Annotated in this window: 1 protein-coding gene; it reads right to left on the reverse strand. The window is 63.0% G+C overall.

The annotated features are described in order from the left end of the window. Window positions 1–467, reverse strand: a 467-nt coding sequence (locus H9S92_RS14025) for a hypothetical protein (RefSeq protein WP_187467330.1), incomplete at both ends; no start/stop codon positions are given.

A 467-nucleotide genomic window follows, 5' to 3' on the forward strand; every position in this document is an offset into this window, starting at 1 on the left:
TTCGCGTCCAGTTGCAGCGTCACGTCAACGTCGGAGCACTCGTCTACCGCCGTGAAGGTCAGCGTCAGGTCGGCCGTGCACGTTACGCTCGTACCGCCGAAGCATTCTTCGGGCTCATCCGCTTCGATGACCGGGGCCACCTCGTCGTAGATCTTCACGAACTGTACGTAGCGGAACGCTCCGCGGCTGTCGTCGGCGGCGTACACATCGTTGTCGATGTTGTCGTTGCCGTTGTCGTCGTCCGTGCCGTCCATGTCGTTGCCGTCGTCCAGCGTCTGGTCAAACTGCGGAGCTCCGGGGTTGTAGTTCCGGTCCGTGAAGCGGCTCAGGAACGCGAAGTCGTCCGTCAGCGTCGTCGTCACCCGGGGGATTACGTTCAGGTAGAGCAGTTGCGTCTCCGGGTTGCGGATGCCGTCGCCGTCCCGCGGGATCAGGTAGGGCTGGCCCAGCGTGTTGTACTCACACCA

It is taken from the genome of Neolewinella lacunae (genome assembly GCF_014349155.1).
GTDB lineage: Bacteria > Bacteroidota > Bacteroidia > Chitinophagales > Saprospiraceae > Neolewinella > Neolewinella lacunae.